The organism is Phenylobacterium sp. (assembly GCF_036563385.1).
Taxonomy (GTDB): domain Bacteria; phylum Pseudomonadota; class Alphaproteobacteria; order Caulobacterales; family Caulobacteraceae; genus Phenylobacterium.
The window spans coordinates 467,943-493,547 of the sequence record NZ_DATCML010000011.1; the positions used below are offsets into that span (position 1 = coordinate 467,943).

30 protein-coding genes are annotated in these 25,605 nt (G+C 70.7%); 19 read left to right on the plus strand and 11 right to left on the minus strand.

Going from position 1 to position 25,605, the window contains the following annotated elements:
- The first annotated feature begins 95 nt into the window (after positions 1 to 95).
- The gene (gene nhaA / locus VIL67_RS10450; protein WP_332048820.1) at positions 96 to 1,277 is read left to right on the plus strand and encodes a Na+/H+ antiporter NhaA; all 1,182 of its coding nucleotides are present in this window, start codon (positions 96 to 98) and stop codon (positions 1,275 to 1,277) included.
- Here nhaA and VIL67_RS10455 read toward each other — a convergent pair.
- From VIL67_RS10455 to VIL67_RS10465, 3 genes are all read right to left on the minus strand, one after another.
- Positions 1,274 to 2,218 (minus strand): alpha/beta hydrolase, encoded by a 945-nt coding sequence (locus VIL67_RS10455; RefSeq protein WP_332048821.1) that lies wholly within the window; start codon positions 2,216 to 2,218, stop codon positions 1,274 to 1,276. The two genes, nhaA and VIL67_RS10455, sit on opposite strands and share 4 nt — an antisense overlap.
- A gap of 61 nt (positions 2,219 to 2,279) precedes the next feature.
- Positions 2,280 to 3,713 (minus strand): aldehyde dehydrogenase family protein, encoded by a 1,434-nt coding sequence (locus tag VIL67_RS10460; protein ID WP_332048822.1) that lies wholly within the window; start codon positions 3,711 to 3,713, stop codon positions 2,280 to 2,282.
- A 119-nt stretch (positions 3,714 to 3,832) separates the two neighbouring features.
- Positions 3,833 to 4,765, minus strand: a complete 933-nt coding sequence (locus tag VIL67_RS10465; protein WP_332048823.1) for an SMP-30/gluconolactonase/LRE family protein — start codon at positions 4,763 to 4,765, stop codon at positions 3,833 to 3,835.
- Between the two features lie 208 nt (positions 4,766 to 4,973).
- Here VIL67_RS10465 and VIL67_RS10470 point away from each other — a divergent pair, with 208 nt between their 5' ends.
- The 3 genes from VIL67_RS10470 to VIL67_RS10480 all read left to right on the plus strand — a co-directional run bounded on the left by VIL67_RS10470 (position 4,974) and on the right by VIL67_RS10480 (position 6,592).
- A complete protein-coding gene (locus VIL67_RS10470; protein WP_332048824.1) occupies positions 4,974 to 5,711 on the plus strand; it encodes an SDR family oxidoreductase in 738 nt (245 codons plus the stop codon).
- A gap of 73 nt (positions 5,712 to 5,784) precedes the next feature.
- Entirely contained in the window at positions 5,785 to 6,129 is a 345-nt protein-coding gene (folB, locus tag VIL67_RS10475; protein WP_332048825.1) for a dihydroneopterin aldolase, read from the plus strand.
- Between the two features lie 67 nt (positions 6,130 to 6,196).
- Positions 6,197 to 6,592 (plus strand): DUF4870 family protein, encoded by a 396-nt coding sequence (locus tag VIL67_RS10480; RefSeq protein WP_332048826.1) that lies wholly within the window; start codon positions 6,197 to 6,199, stop codon positions 6,590 to 6,592.
- Positions 6,593 to 6,744: 152 nt separating this feature from the next.
- Here VIL67_RS10480 and VIL67_RS10485 read toward each other — a convergent pair whose 3' ends face one another.
- Entirely contained in the window at positions 6,745 to 7,632 is an 888-nt protein-coding gene (locus tag VIL67_RS10485; protein WP_332048827.1) for a branched-chain amino acid aminotransferase, read from the minus strand.
- A 77-nt stretch (positions 7,633 to 7,709) separates the two neighbouring features.
- On the opposite strand from VIL67_RS10485, the gene VIL67_RS10490 reads away from it, so the two are divergent.
- From VIL67_RS10490 to VIL67_RS10505, 4 genes are all read left to right on the plus strand, one after another.
- Positions 7,710 to 8,201: a MarR family winged helix-turn-helix transcriptional regulator gene (locus VIL67_RS10490; RefSeq protein ID WP_332048828.1), complete on the plus strand. Its 492-nt coding sequence runs from the start codon at positions 7,710 to 7,712 to the stop codon at positions 8,199 to 8,201.
- Positions 8,198 to 8,908, plus strand: a complete 711-nt coding sequence (locus VIL67_RS10495) for a response regulator transcription factor (RefSeq protein WP_332048829.1) — start codon at positions 8,198 to 8,200, stop codon at positions 8,906 to 8,908. The genes VIL67_RS10490 and VIL67_RS10495 overlap by 4 nt, the downstream gene beginning before the upstream one ends.
- On the plus strand, positions 8,908 to 10,269 hold the full coding sequence (locus tag VIL67_RS10500; RefSeq protein ID WP_332048830.1) for an ATP-binding protein: 1,362 nt from the start codon (positions 8,908 to 8,910) through the stop codon (positions 10,267 to 10,269). The genes VIL67_RS10495 and VIL67_RS10500 overlap by 1 nt, the downstream gene beginning before the upstream one ends.
- Positions 10,270 to 10,345: 76 nt before the next feature.
- On the plus strand, positions 10,346 to 10,783 hold the full coding sequence (locus tag VIL67_RS10505; protein WP_332048831.1) for a DUF2147 domain-containing protein: 438 nt from the start codon (positions 10,346 to 10,348) through the stop codon (positions 10,781 to 10,783).
- Here the strand turns inward: VIL67_RS10505 and proC are convergent.
- The 3 genes from proC to VIL67_RS10520 all read right to left on the minus strand — a co-directional run bounded on the left by proC (position 10,780) and on the right by VIL67_RS10520 (position 12,546).
- Entirely contained in the window at positions 10,780 to 11,574 is a 795-nt protein-coding gene (proC, locus tag VIL67_RS10510; protein WP_332048973.1) for a pyrroline-5-carboxylate reductase, read from the minus strand. The genes VIL67_RS10505 and proC overlap by 4 nt on opposite strands.
- 46 nt (positions 11,575 to 11,620) lie before the next feature.
- Positions 11,621 to 12,124 carry a type III secretion system chaperone family protein gene (locus VIL67_RS10515; protein ID WP_332048832.1) on the minus strand — a complete coding sequence of 168 codons (504 nt, stop codon included), beginning with the start codon at positions 12,122 to 12,124 and terminating at the stop codon, positions 11,621 to 11,623.
- 161 nt (positions 12,125 to 12,285) lie between these two features.
- The gene (locus VIL67_RS10520; RefSeq protein ID WP_332048833.1) at positions 12,286 to 12,546 is read right to left on the minus strand and encodes an accessory factor UbiK family protein; all 261 of its coding nucleotides are present in this window, start codon (positions 12,544 to 12,546) and stop codon (positions 12,286 to 12,288) included.
- A gap of 119 nt (positions 12,547 to 12,665) precedes the next feature.
- Between VIL67_RS10520 and lgt the strand changes: the two genes are divergently transcribed.
- From lgt to pth, 7 genes are all read left to right on the plus strand, one after another.
- Positions 12,666 to 13,538, plus strand: coding sequence for a prolipoprotein diacylglyceryl transferase (gene lgt, locus VIL67_RS10525; protein WP_332048834.1), 873 nt, complete (start codon positions 12,666 to 12,668; stop codon positions 13,536 to 13,538).
- Positions 13,525 to 14,577, plus strand: a complete 1,053-nt coding sequence (locus VIL67_RS10530) for a class I SAM-dependent methyltransferase (protein WP_332048835.1) — start codon at positions 13,525 to 13,527, stop codon at positions 14,575 to 14,577. The genes lgt and VIL67_RS10530 overlap by 14 nt, the downstream gene beginning before the upstream one ends.
- Before the next feature lie 71 nt (positions 14,578 to 14,648).
- Positions 14,649 to 15,416 (plus strand): peptidoglycan editing factor PgeF, encoded by a 768-nt coding sequence (gene pgeF, locus VIL67_RS10535; protein WP_332048836.1) that lies wholly within the window; start codon positions 14,649 to 14,651, stop codon positions 15,414 to 15,416.
- Between the two features lie 68 nt (positions 15,417 to 15,484).
- Positions 15,485 to 16,420: a ribose-phosphate pyrophosphokinase gene (locus VIL67_RS10540; RefSeq protein WP_332048837.1), complete on the plus strand. Its 936-nt coding sequence runs from the start codon at positions 15,485 to 15,487 to the stop codon at positions 16,418 to 16,420.
- Between the two features lie 124 nt (positions 16,421 to 16,544).
- Complete coding sequence (locus VIL67_RS10545; RefSeq protein WP_332048838.1) at positions 16,545 to 17,585, plus strand: hypothetical protein; 1,041 nt, start codon at positions 16,545 to 16,547, stop codon at positions 17,583 to 17,585.
- A gap of 138 nt (positions 17,586 to 17,723) precedes the next feature.
- Positions 17,724 to 18,332: a 50S ribosomal protein L25/general stress protein Ctc gene (locus VIL67_RS10550; protein WP_332048839.1), complete on the plus strand. Its 609-nt coding sequence runs from the start codon at positions 17,724 to 17,726 to the stop codon at positions 18,330 to 18,332.
- A gap of 30 nt (positions 18,333 to 18,362) precedes the next feature.
- On the plus strand, positions 18,363 to 18,980 hold the full coding sequence (pth, locus tag VIL67_RS10555) for an aminoacyl-tRNA hydrolase (protein ID WP_332048840.1): 618 nt from the start codon (positions 18,363 to 18,365) through the stop codon (positions 18,978 to 18,980).
- Positions 18,981 to 19,006: 26 nt separating this feature from the next.
- Here the strand turns inward: pth and VIL67_RS10560 are convergent, their stop codons facing one another.
- Together VIL67_RS10560 and VIL67_RS10565 are read right to left on the minus strand one after the other, a co-directional pair.
- Positions 19,007 to 19,690: a hypothetical protein gene (locus VIL67_RS10560; RefSeq protein WP_332048841.1), complete on the minus strand. Its 684-nt coding sequence runs from the start codon at positions 19,688 to 19,690 to the stop codon at positions 19,007 to 19,009.
- The gene (locus VIL67_RS10565; protein ID WP_332048842.1) at positions 19,687 to 20,673 is read right to left on the minus strand and encodes a hypothetical protein; all 987 of its coding nucleotides are present in this window, start codon (positions 20,671 to 20,673) and stop codon (positions 19,687 to 19,689) included. Before VIL67_RS10565 ends, VIL67_RS10560 begins: the two co-directional genes overlap by 4 nt.
- A gap of 181 nt (positions 20,674 to 20,854) precedes the next feature.
- Between VIL67_RS10565 and ychF the strand changes: the two genes are divergently transcribed.
- From ychF to VIL67_RS10580, 3 genes are read left to right on the plus strand one after another with little or no spacing between them, the layout of a single operon-like run.
- Positions 20,855 to 21,952 carry a redox-regulated ATPase YchF gene (ychF, locus tag VIL67_RS10570; protein ID WP_332048843.1) on the plus strand — a complete coding sequence of 366 codons (1,098 nt, stop codon included), beginning with the start codon at positions 20,855 to 20,857 and terminating at the stop codon, positions 21,950 to 21,952.
- Positions 21,953 to 21,974: 22 nt separating this feature from the next.
- The gene (locus VIL67_RS10575) at positions 21,975 to 22,646 is read left to right on the plus strand and encodes a dienelactone hydrolase family protein (protein ID WP_332048844.1); all 672 of its coding nucleotides are present in this window, start codon (positions 21,975 to 21,977) and stop codon (positions 22,644 to 22,646) included.
- A gap of 3 nt (positions 22,647 to 22,649) precedes the next feature.
- Complete coding sequence (locus VIL67_RS10580; RefSeq protein ID WP_332048845.1) at positions 22,650 to 23,330, plus strand: dienelactone hydrolase family protein; 681 nt, start codon at positions 22,650 to 22,652, stop codon at positions 23,328 to 23,330.
- Positions 23,331 to 23,332: 2 nt separating this feature from the next.
- Here the strand turns inward: VIL67_RS10580 and VIL67_RS10585 are convergent, their stop codons facing one another.
- Complete coding sequence (locus tag VIL67_RS10585; RefSeq protein WP_332048846.1) at positions 23,333 to 23,806, minus strand: hypothetical protein; 474 nt, start codon at positions 23,804 to 23,806, stop codon at positions 23,333 to 23,335.
- Positions 23,807 to 23,909: 103 nt separating this feature from the next.
- On the opposite strand from VIL67_RS10585, the gene VIL67_RS10590 reads away from it, so the two are divergent.
- Positions 23,910 to 24,692: a pepsin/retropepsin-like aspartic protease family protein gene (locus VIL67_RS10590; protein WP_332048847.1), complete on the plus strand. Its 783-nt coding sequence runs from the start codon at positions 23,910 to 23,912 to the stop codon at positions 24,690 to 24,692.
- Between the two features lie 61 nt (positions 24,693 to 24,753).
- Here VIL67_RS10590 and VIL67_RS10595 read toward each other — a convergent pair whose 3' ends face one another.
- A complete protein-coding gene (locus tag VIL67_RS10595; RefSeq protein ID WP_332048848.1) occupies positions 24,754 to 25,602 on the minus strand; it encodes a cytochrome c1 in 849 nt (282 codons plus the stop codon).
- Positions 25,603 to 25,605: the final 3 nt, after the last annotated feature.

Consider the following 25,605-nt stretch of genomic DNA (forward strand, 5'->3'; position numbering starts at 1 on the left):
CTCTGCCGGGCCGTGGCCGCGAGCTTAGCGGGCGCGGGCCGGGGCGCCACACGGATTCGTTGGCGGCCCGCCGCCAGCGTTGCTACGCAGGGTCGGTGTCCACGCGCGCCCGACTGGCCTTCCTGAGAACCGAGACCGGCGCGGGCCTGCTGCTCGCGGCCGTCGCCCTCTTCGCCACGGCCTGGGCGAACTCGCCCTGGGCCGACAGCTACGCTCGCCTGATCGCCCATCCGGTTACGGTGCAGTTCGGACCGTTCAGCGAGACCATGAGCTTCGCCCGCTGGATCAAGACCGCGCTGATGCCCGTGTTCTTCTTTGTGCTGGGCCTTCAGGTGAAGAACGAGGCGGTGCGCGGCGAGCTGTCCAACCCGCGACGGCTCGCCCTGCCTCTGCTGGCGGCCGCCGGCGGCGTGCTGGCCCCGGCCCTGATCTATCTGGCGATCAACGCTGGCGAGGGCGGCGTCGCCCAGGGCTGGCCCACGGCGGCCGCCACCGACATCGCCGCGGCCCTGGCGGTGCTGACCATCGCCGGGCGCCGGCTGCCGCCGACGCTGCGGGTGCTGCTGCTGACCGTCACGCTCGTGGAGTTGGTGGTGGCGATCGGGCTCGCCGCCGTGCTGTTCGCCGGCGACCTTCGCCCGTGGATGATCGGCGGGGCGGCCGCGACGCTCGCCCTGCTGGCGGGCATGGGGCGCTGGCGCACCGCGCCCTACGTCTTCTGGACCGTCGGGTTCGTGCTGCTCTGGGGCTTCACCCTGAAGGCGGGGATCGACACCGCCGCCGCGGGCCTTGCGGCCGCGTTCTGCGTTCCGCTGCGGCCCAAGCGCCAGGGCGGCCAGGGCGTCCTGGACGAGCTGATCGCGGCGCTCCATCCCTACGTGGCCTATTTCGTCCTGCCGCTGTTCGTGCTGACCGCCGCCGGCTTCTCGTTCGCCGACCTGCCGGCCGAGACGCCGACTGCGCCGGTGGCGCTCGGGGTCGGCCTGTCGCTGCTGCTGGGCAAGCAACTGGGGGTGTTCGGCGCCAGCGCGCTCGCCATCGGGCTGAAGCTGGCGCGCCGGCCAACAGGCGCCAAATGGCTGGAGCTCTACGGCGTGGCGGTGCTCTGCGGGGTGGGCTTCACCATGAGCCTGTACCTCGGCGAGCTCGCCTTCCCGGCCACCGACGAGCTGGCCCAGGCCAAGGTGCGGGTCGGCGTCCTCGCCGGATCGCTGGCCTCGGCCCTGCTGGGCTGGGCGGTGCTGGCCTGGAGCAACGCCCGCCGGCGCGAGGCCTAGCCGATCTTCGCCTTCAGCGCCTCGGCGGTCTCGCGGGCCGCCACGGCCACGGCGGGCGAGATGTCGGCCATGATGTAGAAGTCGTGCGGCAGGGCCGGGTACTCCACATGACGGGCCTCGACGCCGGCCGCCTTCAGCCGCTCGGCGTAGGCGAAGCCCTCGTCCTTCAGGCAGTCGTAGCCGGCGGTGACGACCAGGGCGGGCGCCACGCCCGACACGTCTTCCGCGTCCAGCGGCGACAGGCGGTGCGCCTGGGGGTGGCCGGGGAATGCGAGGTTCTTCTCGAACCAGCGCATCACCTCGAAGGTCAGGGTGGGGCCGTCGAGGGTCTTGCGGGACTCCGTCTTCCACTCGGACGTGGTGGCTGGGTAGAGCAGCAGCTGGAAGGCGATCTTCCGCTGCGGATCAGCCTTCAGGTCCAGCGCCACCGAGGCCGCCAGATTGCCGCCCGCGCTGTCGCCGCCCACGGCGATGCGGGCCGGGTCTGCGCCGATCTCCGCTGCGTGGTCAAAGGCCCAGCGCACCGCGGCCAGGGCGTCGTCGTGCCCCTTGGGAAACGGGTTCTCGGGCGCCAGCCGGTAGTCGACCGCCATCACGCGGCAGCCGCCCCAGGCGGCCATGCGGCGGCAGTGGCCGTCGTGGGTCTCGAGGTCGCCGATCGTCCAGCCGCCGCCGTGGAAATAGACCAGCAGGCCCGACGGCCGCGCCAGACCGTGCGGCTCGTACAGGCGAACGGGGATGTCGCCGTGCGGCCCGGGCAGGGCGAAGTCGCGGACGTCCAGCTCCCGAGGCGCGTTCTGGTCCTGGCCCTGGCGCTGCATGCGGTAGCCGGCGCGCAGCATCTCGGGCGGAACCTGGTCGAGGGGCGGCATGGGACTGGCCTTGAGCGCCTCGGCCTGGGCCTCGAGGAACAGGCGGAAGTCCGGATCGATCACGCTCATGCGACGCCTCTCGTAAAGCAAAGGGGCCGCCCTGCGGGCGGCCCCTTCTTGGTGTCCGAGCCTACTCGGCGGCCTTGGGCGCGTAGCCCATGATCGCCTTGGTCTCCAGGAACTCGTGGAAGGCGAAGTCGCCCCACTCGCGCCCGTTGCCGCTCATCTTGTAGCCGCCGAAGGGGGCGGTCATGTCGCTGGCGCCGTTGATCGACACCTGGCCGGCGCGGATGCGGCTGGCCACCTTGCGGGCCTGCTCCAGGTCGGCGCCGTTCACGTAGCCGGCCAGGCCGTACTCCGTGTCGTTGCCGATCTCGATGGCCTGGTCGACGCTCTCGTAGCCCATGATCGACAGGACCGGGCCGAAGATCTCTTCCTTGGCGATGGTCATGTCGCGGGTGACGCCGGCGAACACCGTCGGCTTCACATAGTGGCCCTTCTCCAGGCCTTCCGGACGGCCCGTGCCGCCGACCACCAGGGTGGCGCCTTCGTCGACGCCCTTCTGGATCAGGCCCTGGATCTTCTCCCACTGCACCTTGGAGACCACGGGACCGAGGTTGTGGTTGCCGTTCGGGTCACCGACGCTGATCTGCTCGGCGGTGGCCTTGGCGACAGCGGCGGCCTCGTCCATCCGCTTGGACGGGACCAGCATCCGGGTGGGCGCGTTGCAGCTCTGGCCGGAGTTGGTCATCACGTGCTGCACGCCGCGGGCGACGCTCTTCGAGAAGGCGTCGTCGTCGAGCACGATGTTGGGGCTCTTGCCGCCCAGTTCCTGGTGGACGCGCTTGACGGTCGGGGCGGCGGCCTTGGCCACCTCGATGCCGGCCCGGGTGGAGCCGGTGAACGAGACCATGTCCACCTCGGGGTGCGACGAGAGCGCCGCGCCGACACCCGGCCCGTCGCCGTGGACCAGGTTGAACACGCCGGCCGGAACGCCGGCGGCATGCATGATCTCGGCGAAGATGTGCCCGCTGAAGGGCGCCACTTCCGACGGCTTCAGCACCATGGTGCAGCCGGTGGCGATGGCCGGGGCCACCTTGCAGGCGATCTGGTTCAGCGGCCAGTTCCAGGGGGTGATGAAGGAGCAGACGCCGATCGGCTCCTTCACGATCAGGGTCGCGCCGCGGTCTTCCTCGAACTTGAAGTCCTTCAGGATCTGGGCGGCGGTGGCCAGGTGGCCCATGCCGGCCGGGACCTGGGCGCGCTGCGCCAGGCTGGCGGGAGCGCCCATCTCCTCGGTCACCGCGGTGGCCAGGTCGCCGAAGCGCTTCTGGTACTCGGCCAGGATGCGCTGCAGCACCTCGAGCCGCTCCTCGCGGCTGGTCTGCGACCAGGTGGCGAACGCCTTGCGGGCGGCCTTGACGGCCTTGTCCACGTCGGCGGCCGAGCCGATGGCGATGCGGCCGACGACTTCCTCGGTGGCGGGGTTCTCGACGTCGAGGGTCTTCATCTCGACCGGATCGACCCATTGGCCGTCGATATAGAACTTGAGGTATTCGCGCATGGGACCTCCCGGACCGCTTTGCTTGTGGCTTCAAGCCGGCATGTCGGGCCGCGAGGGCGGCCCGACTTCAAACAAGCATTTTAATGATCAGCGGTAAGCAGGGAAGGGGCGCCGCAGGGTCAGAGTTGATGGATCTGCGGCTGGCCGGCGATCGGCGAGCGCGCCTTGAGCACGTAGTCGGCCCGGATCGAGCCGATATAGAGGTCGCGCAGGTCCGGACCGCCCCAGGTCACGTTGGTCGGATGGTTGACCATCTTGCCGGATGGATCGTGGATCAACGTCACCACCTGCAGGGCGGGCGTGATGGCCACGACCTTGTTCGCGCCCGGCAGGCAGACCCAGAGATTGCCCTCGGCGTCGAGGCCGACGCCGTCGGTATAGCCCAGGTCGGAGGGATCGGGCGCCGGGCCGTCCGGGCGCATCAGCTCGCCCAGCACCGGCCCGTAGCGGCGTCCCGGCGCCAGGCGCGCGCCGTCGAGGATGTCGAACACCAGGACGTCGGCGGCGCTGGTCTGGGCGCAGAACAGCTGCGCCTCGTCGGCCGACAGGGCGAGGCCGTTGGGGAATTTCAGGCCCTCGGCGACCACGGAGGCGGAGCCATCCGGGCGCAGGACGAAGAGGAAGCCGTCCGGCCGCCCGTCCAGCGCCTGCGGCCAGGTCTCGGCGTGGGTGGAGTTGGCGCACCAGACGTTTCCGGCCCGGTCGATCACCGGATAGTTCGCCGAGGTCAGCCGCCGGCCCTCCACTTCCGTGAGCAGGGTCTCGTGGACGCCGGTCGCCGGATCGAACCGCTGCAGCGGGCCAGGCTCGCGATCGTAGATGCCGAAGTTGGCGATCACGATCCGTCCCTGGGCGTCCATGTTGACGCCATTGGGCGCGCCGCCCTTCGGCCCCATCCGCTTGAAGGCGCCCCCCGGCAGCAGCTCGGCCACCGCGCATTGGTGGTCGGCGGCGTACACGCGGCCGTCCTTGGCCACCACGACGTCCTCCGGACGGTCGATGCCGAGCGCGATCTTTTCGAAGGCCGAGGTGGGAATAGGTGTGAGCGGCATGGCGTCTCCCCTTTTTCGGAAGCTTGACGGCGCCTTTGGCCGTTGGACAAGCGTCCTTGCGGCCGAAGCGGAGCCTCGCTAAAGGCCGCACGACTGTCTTTTGCGGAGCCGCCCCATGATCGGGATCCTGTCCATCGTCATCTTCCTCGTGGTGATGGCCGCGCTGAACATCTTCGAGTTCGGCCGCCTCGACTAAGGGACGCGCGACGTGGCCAGCCGCGGCGCGGCGCTGATCACCGGCGGCGCGCGGCGGATCGGCCGGGCGCTGGTCCGGGCGGCGGCCGACGCGGGCTATGACGTCGCCATCCACGTCCGCAGCGTCGACGACGAGGCGGAAGCCGCCGCCGGCGAGGTCCGCGCCCGCGGCCGCCGCGCCGCCCTCCTCACCTGCGACCTGCGCCAGGAAGGCAAGACCGTCGCCCTGATCGGCGAGGCCGAGGCCGAGCTGGGGCCGGTCACCCTGCTGGTGAATTCCGCGAGCGTGTTCGAGGAGGACGCGTTCGCCGACATGAACCGGGCCTCCTGGGACCTGCACCTCGACACCAACCTGCGCGCGCCCCTGGTGCTGGCCCAGGTGTTCGCCCGCCGCCTCCCGGCAGGCCAGGACGGATTGATCGTCAACCTGCTCGACCAGCGGGTGCTGAAACCCACCCCTGAGTTTTTCTCCTATTCGCTGAGCAAGGCCGCGCTGTGGGACGCCACGAAGATGATGGCCCAGGCGCTCGCGCCGCGCGTGCGGGTGAACGGCATTGGCCCGGGCCCGACCCTGCCCTCCATCCACCAGGACCAGGCCGCCTTCGACGCCGAGGCCGCGGCCACCCTGATGCAGCGGCCCGTGGACCCGGCGGAGATCGCCGCCGCCCTGCGCTACCTCATTGACGCCCCCTCCGTGACCGGCCAGATGATCGCGGTCGACGCCGGCCAGCACCTGGCCTGGAAGAGCTGAAAGGGGCCGCGCCATGGCCGCCTCCCCCGCCCCTGAAACCCTGCAAGATCCAGCGCCCGAAGCGCGCGTCGTCATGACCAAAGTCTTCGTCACCGGCGTCGAGGTGCAGGCCGAGATCGGCGTCTATCGACACGAGATCGGACGCCTGCAGCCGCTGGTGGTCGACGTGGAGCTGGATGTGCCCACCGCCGGCGCCGAGCGCCTGGCGGACACCATGAACTACGAGACGATCCTGCAGGCCGCCCGCGAGGTGGCCGCCGAGGGCCACATCGGGCTGGTGGAGACCTTCGCCGAGCGGGTCGCCCGCCGTTGCCTGGCCGACCCACGCGTCACCCGCGCCCGGGTCCGGGTGGAGAAGCCGCTGGCGCTCGCACCGCACGCCACCGGAGCCGGAGTAGAGATCACCGTCGTCCGGTGAGCGAGCGGCGCTGTTGCAATCCGCCAAATCGGGGGCACATGACTCGCCTGAGCCGATGGAGGGCGGGATGACCGATCGACTGGAGTACGGGGCGACCGAGGACCGGACGATGCCGGCCGTGGTCTACGGGCTTTACCTGCTGGCCTTCGCCACGGTGGTCACCGCCTTCATCGGCCTGATCATCGCCTATTCCCAGCGCGAAGGCGCCGGCGCGCGCACCCGCACCCACTACACCTTCCTGATCCGCACCTTCTGGATGTCCATTGTCTGGTGGATCGTCGGCGGGGCGTTGGTCGTCTGGGGCGGCATCTTCTCCATCATCCTGATCGGCCTGCCGTTCCTGGCCATCGGGATCTTCATCATGGCCGCCGTGGGCGTCTGGTGGGCGCTCCGCTGCATCCTCGGCGTCATCTACCTGGCCCGCGACGAGCCCTACCCGCGGCCGCACGCCTGGCTGGCCTAGGGCCTTCGTCCCTCCCCTTGATGGGGAGGGTGGACCGGGCGCAGCCCGGGACGGGTGGGGAAGTCGCGGCCAAGCTCGGAGCTTGGAGTCTCGATCCCCACCCCGCTCGCGTTCCGCGAGTCGTCCCTCCCCATCAAGGGAGGGACTTGGACTTACGCGCTCACCAGCTCCCGGCGGACCATCTTGGCGTAGTCGTCCATCAGGCTGAGCGAGATGTTGCCCGGCTTGAAGGTGAATTCGCCGATCTGGGCCACCGGGGTGACCTCGGCCGCGGTGCCGGTGACGAAGCACTCCGAGAACCCGCCCAGCTCCTCCGGCTTGATGTGGCGCTCGACCACCTCGAAGCCCTTGGCGCGCGCCAGCTTGATCACCGACTGGCGGGTGATGCCGTTCAGGAAGCAGTCGGCCACCGGCGTGTGGATCACCCCATCGCGGATGAAGAACACGTTCGAGCCGGTGCTCTCGGCGATGTAGCCCCGGTAGTCGAGCATCATCGCGTCGGTGTAGCCCTCCTTCTCCGCGGCGTGCTTGGAGAGGGTGCAGATCATGTAGAGGCCCGCCGCCTTGGCGTGGACCGGCTCGGTCTCCGGGCTCGGCCGCTTGTACTTCGCCCAGGTCAGCCGGATGCCCTTGGCCTTCTCCTCGGGCTTGAAGTAGCTCGGCCAGTCCCAAACCGCGATGGACACATGGATCTTGGTGTTCTGGGCCGAGACCCCGATCATCTCGGAGCCGCGCCAGGCGATCGGGCGGATGTAGGCGTCGGTCAGCCCGTTCTTGGCGCAGGTGTCCTTGCAGGCCTGGTCGATCTCCGCCACGGTGAACGGGATCTCCATGTCCAGGATCTCGGCGGACTTGAACAGACGCTCGGTATGCGCAGTCAGCTCGTAGATCTCGCCCCCGTACATCCGCTCACCCTCGAACACGGCCGACCCGTAGTGGAGGCCGTGGGTCAGTACGTGCACCTTCGCCTCGCGCCAGGGCACGAACTGGCCGTCCAGCCAGATCCAACCGTCGCGATCGTCGAAGGGAACGAGAGACATGAGGGTGCGACCTCCTTTCGTGGGGTTCCCCTTGAAGCCGCCGCGCGCCGCCGCGTCAAACGATTTGGGGATGCGGCATGAACGCGCCGGCCGATCCGCGGCTGATCCTCCGGGAGGACGAGCTCGACGCCGGTCTGGAGCTGCTGATGCTCGCCGAGGCGTCCCTCTGGTCGGCCGTCGACGGGGGTCTGGAGGCCGCCGGCCTGGGGCTCGGACGTTCGCACTGGCGCGCCGCCTTTCTGCTGCGACGGCGGCCCGGCCTGGGCGTCCAGGATCTGGCCCACCTCACGAGCCTGTCGAAGCAGGCCGCCAGCCGCATCGTCGTCGACCTCGCCGCTAAGGGGCTGGTGGAGAAGACCGCCGCCGACGTGGACGGCCGCCGGCGGAGCGCCGCCCTGACCGAGGAGGGCCGGGCCTTCGAGGCGGCGATCACCGAGCGGCTTCGGGGGCAGCTGGCGCGGGCGTATCGTACAGCCGGACTGGACGGCGTGGCGGGGGCCCGGCGCATCCTGGCCGCCCTGGCCGGCGGACGGATCCGCAGCCCGGGATCGAGCGGAGGCATGGCATGACCACCCTGACCGAAGCCGCCCGGAAGGGCCGCCACCTGCTGATCGTCGACGACGACGACCGCATCCGCGAACTGCTCAAGGAGTATCTCGCCCGGGCGGGGTTCCGGGTGACCGCTGCGAACGGCGGCGTCCCGGCGCGCAAGCTGATCGAGAGCTTCGACTTCGACCTCGCCGTGTTCGACGTGATGATGCCGGGCGAGGACGGTTTCTCCCTCACCCGCTGGCTGCGCGACCAGCGCGGCCCGGCCGGCAAGACGCCGGTCCTGATGCTCACCGCCAAGGGCGAGCCGGGCGACCGGATCGAGGGCCTGAAGCTGGGCGCCGACGACTATCTGCCAAAACCGTTCGAGCCCGAGGAGTTGCTGCTGCGGATCGAGGCGATCCTGCGCCGGGCGCGGGACAAGCCCTCGGGGGTGGGGCCGCTGTCGCTCGGCCGTTGCGAGTTCGATCCCGACCGGGGCGAGCTCACCTGCGAGGGCGAACCCGTTCGCCTGACCGAGGCCGAGGTCGCCCTGCTGCGCCAGCTCGCCCGCACGCCGCACGAGCCGGTGGACCGGCTCGAGCTCGCCCGCGACACGGTGGATCCCTCGGGCCGCGCGGTGGACGTGCAGGTCACCCGCCTGCGCCGCAAGATCGAGGACGATCCCAAGGCCCCCCGCTATCTCCAGACCGTGCGCGGCGTCGGATACCGACTGGCCCCGGACTGATGCGCCTCGTCCCGTCGCGCGTGCTGGCCCGCTGGCTGAAGCGCCAGATGCCGAAGACCCTCTTCGGCCGGTCGCTGCTGATCATCGTCCTGCCGGTCGCCCTGATGCAGATCGCGGTGACGTGGATCTTCTTCGACGCCCACTGGCAGACCGTCACCAGCCGCCTCTCGGAAGGCCTGGCCGGCGACATCGCCTGGGCCGTGGAGAGCTACGGCGACGATCCCGGGCCCGAGGCGTTCGCGCGCCTGTCCGAGCGCGCCGAGGAGTCGATGGGGCTGTCGATCGCCCTGCAGCCCGGCCGCAAGCTGCCGGCGCGGCGGCGCGATCCGCCGGCCGCGCTCGAGCCGTTCTTCGCCCCCATCGACCGCTCGCTGGAGCGTGCGCTGGAAGCCCGCCTCGACGCCCCCTACTGGTTCGACACGACCCGCTACCCCGCCTACGTGGACATCCGCGTGGCCGTGCCGGGCGGGGTGATGCGCGTGCTCGCCCCGCGCGAGCGCGCCTTCGCCACCCAGGGGCACATCTTTGTGCTCTGGATGACCCTGGCCACCGTCCTTCTGACTGGCATCGCCATCGTCTTCATCCGCAACCAGGTGCGCGCCATCGAGCGGCTGGCCAACGCCGCCGAAGCCTTCGGGCGCGGGACCGACGTGCCCTATTTCAAGCCGCACGGGGCCCGGGAGGTGCGCCGCGCCGCCCACGCCTTCATCGACATGCGCAGCCGCATTCAGCGTCACATCGACCAGCGCACCACCTTGCTCGCGGCGGTCAGCCACGACCTGCGCACCCCGCTGACCCGGCTGAAGCTCGAGCTGGCCCTGGCCGAGCCCTCAGCCCGGACTGCGGCGATGAAGACAGACCTGGCCGAGATGGAGCACATGATCGACGAGTATCTCGCGTTCGCCCGCGGCGAGGGCGGCGAGGCCGTTGAGACCGTGCGCCTGCGCGACCTCCTCGACGAGGTCTCGGAAGGCGCCCGACGGGCCGGCGCCGCGGTGGGTCTGGAGGCCGACGCCGAGCTCACCGCCAATGTGCGGCCGAACGCGCTGAAGCGGGCGCTGTCCAACCTCGTGATGAACGCCGCCGTGCATGGCGAGCATGTACAGGTGGCCGCACGCCCGCGGCCTTCGGGCGGGGTGGAGATCGTTGTGGACGACGACGGTCCCGGCATCCCGGCCGACCAGTACGAGGAGGCTTTCAAGGCCTTCGGGCGGCTCGACGAGAGCCGAAACCAGAACACCAAGGGCGTCGGCCTGGGCCTTGCGATCGCGCGCGACGTGGCGCGCGGCCACGGCGGCGACATCCTGCTCGACCGCTCGCCTCTGGGCGGGCTCCGCGCCGTGCTGCGCCTGCCCGGCTGAGTTGCGCCGCTCGCGCCGTTCGGTCAGGCTCGAGCCTTAGGTTCGAAGTCCTGCTCGTTCACCGGAGCTCTCCCGAATGCGCGCCGCCGCCGCCGCCCTTACGGGCTTCCTCCTGTCCGCAGCTCCCGCCATCGCCGCAGACCCCGTCGAGGGCGAGTGGCTGAGCGAAGGCGGCCGCGCGCGGATCCGGCTGGCGCCCTGCCCGGCCGCCGCCGACCGGCTGTGCGGGACCATCCTCTCGCTCAAGGATCCGAATGACCCGGCGACCGGCCGGCCCCGGTTGGACATCCACAATCCCGATGCGAAGCTGCGCGCCCGCCCCGTGGTGGGATTGCCCTTCCTGCGGGACTTCAAGCGCGCGGATCCCGGCCGCTGGACCGGCGGCAAGATCTACGATCCCGAGAGCGGCAAGACCTACGACTCCAAGCTCAGGCTGAACCCTGATCGGACGCTGAAGCTGGAGGGCTGCGTGCTGATGATCTGCCGGGCGCAGACCTGGCGCCGCGCCGGCTAGGCGCCGAGCTCCTTCGAGCGTTTCACGGCGCGCGCCACGGCTTCGCGAAGCAGGCTCGGCAGGCCGTCGGCGCCCAGCAGCACGTTCAGCGCCGCCTCCGTGGTGCCGCCCGGCGAGGTCACCTGCCGGCGGAGCTCCGCGGGTTCCCCTCCGCTTTGTGCGAGCAGCGCGGCCGCGCCGGTGAGCGTCGAGCGCGCCAGGCGGCGGGCCTCCTTCTCCGGCAGGCCGGCCGCCATGCCGGCGCCTTCGAGCGCTTCGACGAAGGCGTACAGATAGGCGGGCGCCGAGCCAGAGACGGCGGTGGCCGCGTGCATCAGCCCCTCGTCGGCGAGATCGACGACCGCCCCCAAGGGCTCGAACAGCGCATGGGCGCGGGCCAGCGCGGCAGGATCGTCCGCATAGAGGCTGGCCGTCCCCTGGCCGATCGCGGCCGCGGTGGTCGGCATCACACGGGCCACGCAGCGGCCGCCGAACTCCTTGGAGATATCCTGCGCCTTCACGCCGGCCGCCACCGAGACGATCACCGCGTCCGAGGCCAGCCACGGCGAGGTCTCGGCGGCGGCGTCGCGCCACAGCTGCGGCTTCACGCAAAGCAGCACCGTCTTGGCCCGCGCCAGCTCGGCGTCGGGCGGGTTGAGCCGCGCGCCCGCCGCCTCCAGCGCCACGGCCTGGGGCCCCGGCGCCGGGTCGCGGATCATGAGGTCAGAAGCCTGGTAGGCGCCCGCGCGCCGCCAGCCGTCGAGCACCGCGCCGCCCATTCGGCCGGCGCCCAGCATCAGGATGGGCGTGATCATGGCCGCGACCCTAACGGGGGCCGCGACCGTGACAACCTCGGACTTAGGCCTCGCCGACCGTCTCGAACATGCAGGCGGCGATGGCGTCCTGCGGCGACTTGGCCCCACGGACCAGGAAATCGAAGGCCGGATAGAAGCGGTCGCCCGCCTCCACGGCCACGTCGATCATCGCCGCGGCCTGCGCCAGGCTCGGCTGCTCGCCGGTCATGAGGGCCATGCCGTGCCGGAAGATGATCTCGCCGTCTTCCCACAGCTCGAAGTGGCCGAGCCAGCAGCGCGGGTTGATCTGGGCGATCAGCTCCTGGGCCGCCTGCCGTTGGTCCTTGGCCACCGCCAGATCCATGGAGAGGCAGAGTTGCAGGCAATCGGCTTCCGGCCGCCAGGCGAACCAGAGTTCGTAGTCCTTCCAGTCGCCGGCGAGGGCGAAGGCGAGATCCCCGTCTTCTGTACGGTCGAACGGCAGGTTTTCCGCCGTCAGCACATGTTCAACGACGTCCAGGGGATCGTTCCCGAGGAGGACGCTGTCGTCAGACTGGGTGATATCCATGAGACCCGAGGTCCTTTCGCAAGGGGCGGAACACGGATAACCGCGCTCGAATCGCCTGCGATACTGAAGGTAGTCCGCTTTGCAGCGGGGCCGTCACCACGTTCTTGTGGCCGGCGACCCGCTTTCGCGTGATGAGTTGTGGGTAAGTCAGCGCCCGCGCCTCAGGGCACGTCCGTCGGCGAAGGCGCCGCGTGGGACCCGCCGGCGGCGGCGCGCAGGGCCTCGACCTCGGCGCGGAGCGCCGCCACTTCCGTCCGCAGCGCGTCCAGGTCTTCGCGTCGCACGAGGTCGAACTCGGCGGCCACGCGGTCGGCCTGGGAGCGGAGCGCGGCCTTGGCTTCCTCGCCGGCCGCCTGGGCCAGGCCCATGGCGGCGGAGGTCAGCTTGGCCATTTCATCGAGGAACGGATTCTGGGTCTGCATCTTGCGCTCTGCCAGCGGCCGGGACGGCCGCCTTGTCTCCTATATGGCCCCGCGGGGGGTGAAAGCGAAGGGCTTGTCGTCTAAACCCTCGTAACCTGAACGCTGGAGCCGCAAGAAACGTGCCCTTCCCGGATCTCGACCCCGTTTTGGTGCAGATCGGACCCTTCGCCATCCGCTGGTACGCCCTGGCCTATGTGGCCGGCATCCTGCTGGGGTGGCGCTACGCCGTGGCGCTCGTCCGCGACAGCCGCCTCTGGATCAACCGCCCCCCGCCCGTGACCGTCGAGCAGATCGACGACCTGATCCTGTGGGTGACGATCGGCATCATCGTCGGCGGCCGCCTCGGCCACGTCCTGTTCTACACGCCCGGCATCATCGCCGAGGACCCGGTGCAGGTCTTCCAGGTCTGGAAGGGCGGGATGAGCTTCCATGGCGGCGCGATCGGCGTGTTCATCGGCATGATCATCTTCGCCTGGCGCAACCGCATCGACCTTTGGCGGCTGGGCGACGTGGTCTCGCCAGTGGTGCCGATCGGCCTGTTCTTCGGGCGCATCGCCAACTTCATCAACGGTGAGCTGTGGGGCCGGCCCACCGATGTGCCCTGGGCCTTCGTCTTCCCGGCCGCCGGGCCCGAGCCGCGGCACCCGAGCCAGCTCTACGAGGCGGCTCTGGAAGGCGTCCTGCTCTTCCTCGTGCTCGCCTGGGCCGTCTATCGCGCCAAGCTGCTGAACCGCCGCGGCGTGGTGATGGGCCTGTTCGTGGCGGGCTACGGCCTGATCCGGGTCAGCCTGGAAACCGTCCGCGAGCCCGACGTCTACATGCCGGACTTCCCGCTCGGCCTGACCATGGGAATGATGCTTTCGATCCCGATGATCCTGTGGGGCGCCTGGCTGATCTGGCGCGGGCTGAACGAGCCCCTGCCGCCGGCGCTGCCGGAGGACGCCCGCGTCCCTGACGCCAAGGCCAAGCGCGTCGCCGATGAGCCTGCGTAAGCGGCTCGCCGCGGAGATCGCCGCGGAAGGGCCGATCAGCGTCGCCCAGTTCATGGCCCGCTGCCTGCATGACCCGCAGCACGGCTACTACGCCACCCGGCCGGCGCTCGGCCCCGACGGCGACTTCATCACCGCCCCCCTGGTCAGCCAGATGTTCGGCGAGTTGGTGGGGGTGTGGGCGGTCGCCGCCTGGCAGGCGCTGGGCGCGCCGCCCAAGGTCCGGCTGGTGGAGATGGGCCCGGGCGACGGCACGCTGATGAGCGACCTGCTGCGCGCCGCGCGCATGGCGCCGGCGTTCCTGGCCGCCGCCGAGGTCTGGCTGGTGGAGGTTTCCGAGCCGCTCCGCGTCAGGCAGGCGCGGCTGCTCGGCGAGGCCGTCCGCTGGGCCGGGTCCCTCGCCGAGGTCCCCGGAGGCGTCCCGCTCCTGCTGGTGGCCAACGAACTGCTCGATTGCCTGCCGGCCCGCCAGTTCGTGCGCACCGCCACCGGCTGGGCCGAACAGGTGGTCGGGCTGGACGCGGAAGGCGCGCTCGCTTTCGGCCTCGCCAACGCCCCGCAACTGCCGTTCCCAGATGCGCCGGTGGGCGCGGTCTGGGAACAGTCCGCCGCCCAGGACGCGCTTGGGCGCGAGATCGGCGCACGCATCGTGCAGGACGGCGGCGCGGCCCTGCTGATCGACTACGGCCGCGCCCATCCCGGCTTCGGCGACACCCTGCAGGCGCTCCGCCGGCACGAAAAGGTCGACCCGCTCGCAACGCCGGGCGAGGCCGACCTCACCGTCCACGCCGACTTCCCGGCGGTGCTCTCCGCAGCCCGGGCGGAGGGCGCCGAGACCGGCCTGCTGACCCAGGGCGAGTTCCTGGCCCGCCTGGGCGTCGGCGAACGCGCGGAGGCCCTGGTCCGCGCCCGGCCCGAGAAGGCCGCGGTCATCGGCCGCCAGCTGAACCGCCTGGTGGCCGCCGACCAGATGGGCGAGCTCTTCAAGGCCGCGATCATCTATTCCCCGGGCTGGAAGCCCCCGGCCTTCGAGGACGCCTAGACCCTCCCTTCCCACTTTGCGGGCCCCATGCGCCATGACGCGCCGGCGTGATCACGCTAGAGCACGCCCCCATGGACCTGCCCGCGATCACCTCGCCCCTGCTCGACCTGCCGGGAGTCCGGCACGCCTTCTTCACCCGCCAGGGCGGCGTCTCCAAGGGGATCTACGCCAGCCTGAACGTGGGCGTCGGCTCCAGGGATGACGCCGACGCCGTGCAGGAGAATCGCCGCCGCTGCGCCGCCCACTTCGGGGCCGAGACCCTGGTCACGGCCTATCAGGTGCATTCCGCCAGCGCCCTGGTGGCGGACGGCCCCTGGCCGGCCGGCCCGCCTCAGGCCGACGGCGTGGTCAGCGCCACGGCGGGCGTCGTCTGCGGGGCGCTGGCCGCCGACTGCGCGCCGGTGCTCATGGCCGATCCGGAGGCCCGGGTGGTCGCCGCCGCCCACGCTGGGTGGAAGGGCGCGCTCACCGGGGTGGTGGAGTCCGCCGTCGGCCGGATGGAGGAGCTGGGCGCCTCCCGGGACCGCATACGCGCGGCCATCGGACCCTGCATCGCGCCGGCGTCGTACGAGGTGGGCGTCGAGTTCCTGGAGCGCTTCGTCCACTTCGACCGGGCCTATGGCCGCTTCTTCAGCCCCGGCGCGACGCCGGACAAACGGATGTTCGACCTTCCGGGCTTCGTGCTCGCCCGCCTGCGCGCGGCCGGCGTCGAGCAGTGCGAGTGGGTGGGCCGCGACACCTGCGCCGAGGCCGACCTGTTCTTCTCCAACCGGCGGGCCTTCAAGCTCGGCGAGCCGGACTACGGGCGGCTGCTCTCGGCCATCGTGCTGACGCCCTGAGGGGATAGACTCATCCCGCTCCCCTGATACAAGGCCCGCCCGTAAGCGACATCGCTGCGGGGGACCTCATGAAGCTGCTGGCCGGCAACTCCAACCGTACGCTGGCCCAGGCGATCGCCGACTACCTGGACGTGCCCCTGACGCGGGCCCAGGTGCGCCGGTTCGCTGACAACGAGGTCTTCGTGACCATCGACGAGAACGTCCGCGGCGAGGACGTCTTCGTGATCCAGTCCACCAGCTACCCGGCCAACGACAATCTGATGGAGCTGCTGATCTGCATGGACGCGCTGAAGCGCGCGTCCGCCGTGCGGATCACCGCGGTGCTTCCCTACTTCGGCTACGCCCGGCAGGACCGGAAGACCGGCGGCCGCACGCCGATCTCGGCCAAGCTGGTGGCCAACCTGATCACCCGCGCCGGGGCCGACCGGGTGCTGACGATGGATCTGCACGCCGGCCAGATCCAGGGCTTCTTCGACATCCCGACCGACAACCTCCTGCCCTCGCGCCGCATGGCCGAGGACATCCGCGAGAAGCACCGCAACCTCGACGACCTGCTGATCGTCTCGCCCGACGTGGGCGGGGTGGTGCGCGCCCGGGCGCTGGCCAACCGGCTGGGGGCGGACCTCGCCATCGTCGACAAGCGCCGCTCCGGCCCTGGCCAGAGCGAGGTGATGAACATCATCGGCGACGTCGCCGGCCGCCACTGCATCCTCTACGACGACATCGTCGACTCCGCCGGCACGCTAGTGAACGCGGCCCAGGCCCTGAAGGACGCCGGCGCGACCGACGTCTCGGCCTACGTCACCCACGGCGTTCTGTCCGGCGGGGCGGTGGAGCGGGTCGACAACTCGGTCCTGCACGAGCTTGTGGTCACCGACTCTATCGAGGCCACCGACACCGTGTCGCGCAGCGGCAAGGTCCGGGTGGTCAGCTGCGCCCCGCTGATCGGGGAGGCGATCCGCCGCATCGCCAATGAAGAGAGCGTGTCGAAACTCTTCGACTGAGGGACTTTGGCGCGGCTCCAAGGCCACGCTTGGTCAGCAAGAGTTTACCATGACGGGCCACATTCTCGCCCGCGGGCCGTGTATGTTCCGCTCCACTGATCTTCAGGGGGAAGGCTCTCCGTCCATGTCGTTCGCGTTCCGGGTCCGCCGGACCCTCACCCACGCCGCGCTCGCCGCCGCCGCGGTGCTCGCCGCGTGCGCCGAGCCGCCCGCTCCGCAGGCCCCGCCGCCGCCGCCTGCCGCGGCGCTCTCGCCGCGGGTCATCGAGCAGGCCTCGGCCTATCGCGCCTATGTGCTGAAGGCCCAGGCGATCTCGCCGATGTTCACGAACGGCCAGTCGGTGGCCGACGCGGTGCGCACGGGCGCCGCCTACGAGCCGCAGCAGCTGGTCCGCGGGGCGATCGCCTACGGCGCGGTCGCGGCCATGCAGGACCAGGCCTTCGTGGCCGGGGTGCGCAGCTACGCCACCGACCCGGAGCGCCGCCGCAACATCGCCTACGAGATCATGAAGGACCCGGCCTATGTGGTCGGCATTGCAGGCTCCGCCAGCGCCGCCGGACAGGTGATCGCCGCAATCGGCGGCGACGGCCAGAAGCTGCTCGAGCAGGGCCGGCTGGTGAAGCAGGCCGCCTATGACGTGCAACGCTCGCCGTGGTCCAAGGCCGACGTGGCCGGCCGCGAGGCCCGCCTGATGCTCGCCAAGCAGCTCTCCGCCACCCCGTCCATGCCGGACGTGGGGGAGACCTCGCGCCTCCAGGCCGCCGCCGTCGGGGCGCCCGCCCTCAGCCTCGTCGCCTCCCCCGCCGCCCCGCCGTATTCGCCGGTCGTGATCCGCGCCATGGCCGTGGCCGCCCTCGCCAACCTCGGCTACGGCGACGACGCGGCGCTGGAGCAGGTCATGCCGCTGCTGGCCGACCCGACCTCGGCCTCGTGCCTGAACATGTCCAAGCTGAACCTCTACCAGTGCCTGGCCGTGGCCAAGCCGCACTACGAGGACGTCTTCTGCCTGGGCCAGCACGTGCTGATCGACACCGGCAAGTGCCTGCTCAAGGGGTCCGGCCTGCCCGAGCCGACCGACGGCCGGATCGCGGTCGCCACCAGCGCGACCACCACCCCCGTGGCCTCGGACAAGAAGGCCGCCGGGACCTCCACCCGCACCCGCTGAGCGGGGACGAAAACACCGGCCCCGCCCCGTTGCATGGGGCGGGGCTTTTGTGTATCTACGCGCACCCTTTCGACCTGCGGGTCGCAGATTGCGTCGCCGCGCGGCACACGCGCGGCGGCTTCGTTTTGAGGCATGGCGATGGCCGAGATCATCCTGAACGTTCAAGTGCGCGAGCGCACCGGCACCGGCGGCGCCCGTGACGCCCGTCGCTCGGGCCTCGTCCCGGGCATTCTCTACGGCGGCGACAAGGACCCGGTGGCCATCTCCGTGAAGGCCAACGAGTTCCGCAAGGCGCTCTACACCGGCAAGCTGCTGGGCCACCTGGTGACCCTGAAGTACGGCGACGAGACCCAGCCGGTGATCGCCAAGGCCGTGGACATGCACCCGGTGACGGACGAGCCGTGGCACTTCGACCTGTACCGGGTCGACGAGCACCAACAGATCAAGATCGAAGTCCCCGTGCACTTCCAGAACCAGGAAGACTCGGTGGGCCTGAAGCGCGGCGGCACCCTGAACATCGCCCTGCACACCCTGACCGTCGCCTGCGCGGCCGACCACATCCCGGAAGAGATCGTGTTCGACGTGGCGGCGCTGGACATCGGCGCGACCATCCGCGTCGCCGACCTGAAGCTGCCGGCCGGCGTTGAAGCCGCCGTCGACGGCGACACCGTGGTGGCCAGCATCGCCGGCGCCATGGCCGAGGTCGGGGCCGCCGACGGCGAAGCCGCGGAAGGCGCCGAGGCCTAAGCCTCACGGGGCGGTTCGCGCGAGGGCGAGATGCTGCTCATCGCCGGCCTGGGCAATCCCGGCCAGGCCTACGCCAAGAACCGCCACAACATCGGCTTCATGGCCGTTGACGAGATCGCGCGCCGGTGGGGCTTCTCACCGGCGCGTTCGCGTTTTCAGAGCCTGGCTTCCGAGGGCGCCATCGACACCCCGCAGGGTCCGGTGCGCGCACTGCTGCTGAAGCCACAGACCTATTATAACGAGAGCGGCCGGGCGGTCGGCGAGGCGCTGAAGTTCTTCAAGCTGAAGCCCGCCGACCTGGTGGTCTTCTACGACGAGATCGACCTTGCCCCCGGCCGCTTCCGGGTGAAGACCGGCGGCGGCGCGGCCGGCAATAACGGCATCCGCTCGGTCGCCGCCCAGGTGGGCCCGGACTTCCGCCGCGCCCGGCTCGGCACCGGCCATCCCGGCCACAAGGAGCTGGTGCAGGGCCATGTGCTCTCCGACTTCCACAAGGTCGAGATGAAGTGGGTGGAGCCCCTGCTCGAGGCCTGCGCGGACGCCCTGCCCCTGCTCGCCGTCGGCGAGGACGAGAAGTACCAGGCCGAGGTCATGCGCCTGGCGCCCGCCGAGAAAGCCGACCCGCGGAAGGCCGCCCGCGGCGACTGAAGCCGCGGGCGGCCACGCCAGCAGCCCTACGGCCAGACCTTTAGCAGGCCGCCAAAGGCCTCCCTTGTCTCGTGCGGGAAGGCTTCATATTCGGCCGGATAGGTGAGGTATTTCCCCGATAGCACAGGCAACGGCGGGGCCCCGTGGCGGGTCCAGTTGAGCCATGGGCGGGGAAGGTATTGCCCCTCCGGCACGAGCGCGGAAACCTGGGCGCAATCGGCCCGCCACACCGCGGCGCCGAGGCGCAGCACCCTGAGGCCTTGCTCGACATCGCGCCACATTGGGTGCTGGGCTGGCAGCTTGAAGTAGACCTGATTCCCTTTCTCCTCGGCGGTGGCCCCTGCGCCGATGAACAGAGCGACGTAGAGGGGATCGTCTTCCTTGCGCTGGTTGTCGAGAACGAACGAATAGCCCCATGGGCCGACAGGGCGGGGCGCGGCAGGGGCCTCGAAGCGCCCTCGACGATCGATGCGGCGCGCGAGATCGTCGCCCAGGGTCAGCACAGGCCCGGGGTCGCTCGCTCGAAGGGCTCGCATCTCGAACAGGAACCGCACCTCCGCCCATGCGGGCTCGATCTCTGCGAGCCGTTCGACGGTCTCCGTCAGGTGCGCCGCGACGTCGTCCGCCGTCGCCGGACGGGCCCCCCACCCGAAGGCGAACGTGCGCTCCCCCAGTCGAGGGTCATGGGCAAACGGGGGGAGCTCGTTCATTGCGGCCTCGTGTGCACGACCGTCAGGGGCGGAACATGCGTGCTTTGCCTGAAGAACGGGACCGCCTCCCGTTCTGCCACGTGAACTTCTACTGGTCGCCCTTGAGCCGCACGGGCCTGCCGACCGGCTTGACCGTTCCACTTCTCCGCCATGCCTTTGGCGAACCCCCAGCGCAGGGCTCTTGGAAGGAGGCGGGCGAAGCCCGGCCCCTTGGCTTCCAGCAGTTCGTGACCCGGCGTCCACACGGCGCAGCCGTCGAATTTCACCGGCTTTTCCCCCGTCCTGCGGACCACATAGTCTAGGCCAGGAGCTCGCGTGATCTGGACCTCGTAGTCGCGCGTATGCTGAGGGTAGGACGGAAACTGTGGATCCACCTCCCAGCCGCCGTCGGGGTGGCAGGTGGCGTCAAGCTCCCGCTCACTCTTGCCCACCTGATCGGCGCGGGGAATCTCGCCGTCCTTCCAGCGGTCGACGGTACGGACCCGGCCCGTGGGCTCGGGATCATCCGTTCCTGTGAGCTGCGCCACCTGCTCACCGTACAGCCTGTCTAGTTCCCCGCCGTCCACGACGGAGCCGTCGGCGAGCTGGAACCGGCCGTTCCACATCGGAACAACTTGGTTCAGCGGGTACGCCGGGCCGATGTACACGTCCGCCCCCTGGGCTCCGCCGGGCACGCGCGTCGCGCCCTCGAAGAAGCGGCCTACGGCCGGGCCAGGCGGCTTGACGCCCTCAGGGGCGGCGTCTGCGGCGCGCGGCGGCTGCAGCGGCCTGGCCGGCGCGACGCCGACCTTCGCCTCGCGCCAATTCGGCGCCGGGCTGCTCCCGGAGCTAGGCGGCGAGCGCTCGCCGCCAAAGAACTCATCATGCGCCGCCTGTGCCGCGAGCTGCCGCTCCGCCTCCAGGTCCGCCGGCGCCCGTCGGTACCAACGGGCGAGCGCCTCGCCCTCCAGTTCGTCGGGACCCACCTTGTATGCTCTGGCCATGCCGCCCCCTCTCGTAGAACGACACTATCTCACAGCTCAGCTCCAGAGTCGAACAAAACACGAACGCGCGGGCTGACGACGTCGCCGCACATCACCTCCCGGCCCGGCGGTCAGCCCGCCGCCTTTGTCCCTCCGGCGCGCTCGTGCTAGGTCCCGCGGCTCCTAGAGGAACCCGATCTACATGGCCCTGAAAGTCGCCATCGTCGGCCTGCCCAATGTGGGCAAGTCGACGCTGTTCAACGCGCTCACCCAGACCGCGGCCGCCCAGGCCGCCAACTACCCGTTCTGCACCATCGAGCCCAACGTGGGCGACGTGGCGGTGCCCGAGCCGCGCCTGGAGGCGCTGGCCAAGATCGCCGGCTCCAAGGAGATCATCCCGGCGCGCATGAACTTCGTGGACGTCGCCGGCCTGGTGCGCGGCGCGTCCAAGGGCGAGGGCCTGGGCAACCAGTTCCTGGCCAACATCCGCGACTGCGACGCCGTGGCCTTCGTCGCCCGCTGCTTCATCGACGACGACATCACCCACGTGGAGGGCCGCATCGACCCGCTCGCCGACCTCGACACCATCGAGACCGAGCTGATGCTGGCCGACATGGAGAGCCTCGAGAAGCGGGTGACGAACCTCGAGAAGCGGGCCAAGACCGGCGACAAGGAAAGCGCCCAGACGCTGCGCCTGGTCCACGTGGCCCTGGCCGAGCTGAACGAGGGCCGCCCCGCCCGCGTCGCCAAGATCTCGGCCGAGGACGAGAAGGCCTGGCGCATGCTCCAGCTGCTCACCTCCAAGCCCGCGCTCTATGTGGCCAACGTGGACGAGGCCTCGGCCGCCGAGGGCAACGAGCTGTCCCGCCAGGTCCAGGAGCGGGCCGCCCGCGACGGCGCCGACAGCGTGGTGATCTCGGCCAAGATCGAGAGCGAGATCGCGCTGCTGGAGCCGGAGGAGCGCGCCGAGTTCCTGGAGACGCTGGGCCTCACCGAGCCCGGGCTCAACAAGCTGATCCGCGAGGCCTACCACCTGCTCGGCCTGCAGACCTACTTCACGGCCGGGCCCAAGGAGGCGCGCGCCTGGACGATCCACAAGGGCGACACCGCCCCGCAGGCGGCCGGCGTCATCCACACCGACTTCGAGAAGGGCTTCATCCGCGCCGAGACCATCGCCTTCGAGGACTATGTCCGCCTGGGCGGCGAGGCGGGGGCCCGCGACGCAGGCAAGCTGCGCTCGGAAGGCAAGGAGTATGTCGTCAAGGACGGCGACGTGATGAACTTCCGCTTCAACGTCTGACGAACACCCCGGGAGGGCGCGCATGGGCGAGACGATCAAGATCGCAGGGGCCGACGGCTTCGAGTTCACCGCCTACCACGAGCCCTCCTTCACGCCGCGCAAGGGCGGCGTGGTGATCATCCAGGAGATCTTCGGCATCGACCGGCACATCCGCGCCGACGTCGAGCGCTGGGCCAAGATGGGCTACGAGGCGGTCGCCCCCGCCCTGTTCGACCGCCGCCAGCGGGATTTCCACGCCGAGCACGACGACGCCGGCATCCAGGCGGGCGTCGCCCACGCCCGCGCCACGCCGCTCGACCAGGCCCTGGCCGACATCGTCGCCTGCCGCGACTTCCTGAAGACCCGCGGCGAGAAGGTCTGCGTCGTGGGCTACTGCTACGGCGGGTCGCTGACCTGGCTTTCCGCCTGTCGCCTGGACGGCATCGCCGCCGCCGCCAGCTACTATGGAAGCCTGGTGAAGCAGTTCGCCGCCGAGACGCCGAAGTGCCCGACCGTCGTCCACCTCGGCCGCACCGACCCCGGCATCGACGCCGACGAGGTGGCGAGCGCGATCGCCCAGCACCACAGCAACGTGCCTGTCCACATCTACGAAGGGGCCGGCCACGGCTTCAACAACCAGAGCCCGGAGCGCTACAACGCGGAAGCCGCCGACCTGGCCCGGCACCGCACCCTCGAGCTGTTCGACAGGGCCTGAGCCGTGGGCGAGACCATCCGGCTGACCAGCCGCTTCGACGGCTTCGAATTCGAGGCCTACCACGCCAAGCCGACGGACGCGCGGCGCGGCGGCCTGCTGCTGATCCAGGAGATCTTCGGCGTCACCGACCATATCCGCGAGCTCTGCGACGGCTTCGCCGAAGACGGCTACGAGACCATAGCCCCGGCCTTCTACGACCGGCTGGAGCGCGGCTTCGCCGCGGACTACAGCCCCGAGGCGATCCAGAAGGGCGTGCAGCATTCGCAGGCGACGCCCTGGGAGCAGGTGGTGGGCGACGCCCAGGCCGCCATCGACGCCCTCCAGGCCCCCGTCTTCGTCACCGGCTACTGCTGGGGCGGGGCCGCGACCTGGCTGGTGGCCTGCCGCGGCATGGGCGTGGCCGCAGCCTCGGCCTTCTACGGCCGGCGGATCAGCGAACTGGTAGACGAGACGCCGCGCTGCCCGACCATCCTGCACTTCGGCAAGGCGGACGCCTCGATCCCCATGGAGAAGGTGGACGAGATGCGGGAGAAGCACCCGGATCTGCCGATCTACCTCTATGAAGCCGGCCACGGCTTCAATTCCGACCGCCGGGCCGACTACCACCCCGACAGCGCCCGACTGGGACGGCTGCGCACCCTGCAGCTCTTCGCCCTGAACGGCGCAGGCCGCAGCGAGATCTGAACCTAGTCGCGAAGCTCGATGGCGCGGCGGACCTCCGGCACGTGCTCCAGCACCCGCACCAGGGCCGCCTGGGCGGCCAGGATGCCGATCCCGGCCGCATAACCCGAGAACACCCCCGCCGGATAGCGCCCGCCGCTCGCGGCCCCCGCCACCTGCCAGTACATGAACAGGGCCGCGCCGGCCAAAAGGCCAACCCCGGTGAGCACCGAACTTGCCGTCTGGCCGAACCCGGCCTGGAAGCTCATCCAGACATAGCGGGTCAGCCCCCGTCGGAACGGTCCCACGGCGAGCGGGATGGCCAGCGAGAAGAACAGGAAGGCGCCGGGCCAGACCAGCGTGCGCTCGGCGATCAGCGCGATCCCGCCTGGCAGGCGCTGGAAGGCGTGCAGCACGGCGCCGGCGTAGATCAGCGAGGCGACAGCCACGGTGATGTCCTGCATCCGTTTGAAGTTGGTCCAGGCGCGCGTGTAGGCCATGGCCCCCATATTGGCGCGCCCTGCGGCGGGCGTAAGGCGCCCGCGAAGGTGTGGCCGCACCGCCCTCGCAGCCAGCCTGCGTCCTGGCTATGGTCGAGCCGCCGTGAAGCCGCTCCTGCCCGCCCTGCTGCTCTCCGCAGCCGCCGCCCTGCCCGCCCGCGCGGGGGAGGCCGCCTGCTGGTACGAGAACGGCGTGGTCGTGGTCACCGCCGAGGTGGCGGGCTTCGTCGGCGACTTCATCCTCGACACCGGCCAGGCCCGCACCCAGCTGGCCGAGACCCAGGCGTTGGAGATGGGCTACGTTGAGCCTGAGGTTCTGGGGCGCGTGACGCTCGCGGGCTCGAGCCTGCCGGCGCTGCCCATCGCCGTGGCCGACCTCGACGTGCGCACCGGCCTCTTTCCCACGCCCATCGCCGGCGTCATCGGCGCCGACGCCCTGAGGGGCCAGGTGGTGGACGTGAGCTTCGCGCCTTGCCGGGTGCGCCTGTCCGCACCGGGGCGCGCGCCCCGCTTCCAGGGCCGGACCCTGCCGCTCGCCTGGGCCGAAGGGCGGCCCGTGGTCATGGCCGGGGCCGCGGACGGCAGGATCGCGCTCCGGGGCCCGTTCGTGCCCTCCACGGGCCTGGACGCCCCCGTGCGCCTTTCCAGCGACTTCGCCGCCGTGCCGGGCGCCGCGAAGCCCGACGAGTTGCTGCCCTACGGCGTGCTGCGCCCGCGGCTGGCGCTACTGTCCTTCGGCGACGCGCTCACCGCCGCCGTGCCTGCCGGCCTGACGCCCCCTGCCCCGGACGCCATCGCCGGCGTCGTGGGCGCGCCGGTGCTGGACCGCTGGCGACTGCGCTTCGACTTCCCGGCCGGCGAGCTTCGCCTGGCCCCCGCCCCCTGACACGCAACGAAAAAGGCCCCGGCTTGCGCCAGGGCCTTCTCAGGTCTTTCAGCCGCGCCGCCTAGTGAGCGACGTTGCGCCAGATCCGGCGGTAGCTGAACCACAGCAGGACCGTCAGGATCAGCAGGTAGATCATCGCGCCGAGGCCGAACTGCTTGCGCTCCTCCATCTTGGGCTCGGCGGCCCAGGTCAGGAAGGCGGTCACGTCCATGGCCTGCTGGTGCACGGTCGACTTGGTGCCGTCGTCGTAGGTCACCTTGTCGGTGCCCAGCGGCGGCGGCATGGCCAGGAAGCCGCCCGGCGGCACGTGGTGATGGTCGCCCTTGTAGAAGGCGGACACGTCACCTGGCATGAACGGGTTGTAGTACTGGCCCGGCGGCACCGTCAGGCCCGGGGGCGGGTTCTCGTAGCCCACCAGCAGCGAGTAGAGGTACTGCGGCCCACCCGAGCGCGCCTTGGCGATCACCGACAGGTCGGGCGGATAGGCCCCGCCGTTCGAGGCCCGCGCCGCCGCCTCGTTCGGGAACGGCGAGGGGAAGCGATCGGCCGAGGTCGCGGGGCGCTGCATCGCGTCCCCCGTCTCGCTGTCGATGTCGCCCACCTGGATGTCCTTGGCGAGCGCCTTCACATAGGGGTTGTCGTTCGGGTTGGGGTACTTCGGGTCGTAGAACGGCCCGCCCTTCTGCCCGAGGTTGCGGAAGTACACCATGTTCATCGCGTGGCAGGAGGCGCAGACCTCGCGATAGACCTTGTAGCCCCGTTGCAGCTGGGCCTTGTCGAAGCGGCCGAACGGCCCCTCGAAACCCCAGGTGACGTCGTGGGGCTTCTCCGGTTGGGCGGCGGCGAACGCCGGGGCGGCCGTGATCAGGGCAAGCCCAAACGCCGCGAGCGCGGAAACTTTGCGCAGCATCTT